Annotated in this window: 1 protein-coding gene; it reads right to left on the bottom strand. The window is 60.0% G+C overall.

Annotated features, from left to right (window positions below; genetic code table 11):
- On the bottom strand, nt 1–585 hold a 585-nt coding region (locus tag P0D68_RS35500; protein ID WP_408468836.1), incomplete at both ends, for a citrate/2-methylcitrate synthase.

The raw sequence follows: 585 nt of genomic DNA, 5'->3' as shown, positions 1-585 counted from the left end.
GCGATCATTTCGTTCCACTGCGCAATCCAGCCGACCGTACGCGCCATCGCGAAGATACACGTGAACATCGAGGTCGGGATGCCCAGCGCGCGCTGCACGATGCCCGAGTAGAAGTCGACGTTCGGGTACAGCTTGCGCGACACGAAGTATTCGTCTTCCAGTGCGATCTTTTCCAGTGCCATGGCCAGCTTGAACAGCGGGTCGTCGTGCAGGCCCAGTTCTTCCAGCACTTCGTGGCAGGTTTCGCGCATCAGCTTCGCACGCGGATCGTAGTTCTTGTAGACGCGGTGACCGAAGCCCATCAGCTTCACGCCCGAGTTCTTGTCCTTCACCTGCTTGATGAACTCAGGAATGTTGTCGACCGAGCCGATTTCTTCCAGCATGTTCAGCGCGGCTTCGTTTGCACCACCGTGCGCCGGGCCCCACAGACACGCGATACCGGCGGCGATACACGCGAACGGATTTGCACCCGACGAACCGGCCAGACGCACGGTCGAGGTCGATGCATTCTGCTCGTGGTCCGCGTGCAGGATCAGGATACGGTCCAGTGCGCGCACCAGCACGTCGTTGACCTTGTACTCTTCG

This window comes from Paraburkholderia sp. RL17-380-BIE-A (genome assembly GCF_046028085.1).
GTDB lineage: Bacteria > Pseudomonadota > Gammaproteobacteria > Burkholderiales > Burkholderiaceae > Paraburkholderia.
Note: the sequence above shows the minus strand (reverse complement) of the source record. Positions and strands in the feature narration are given on the sequence as shown.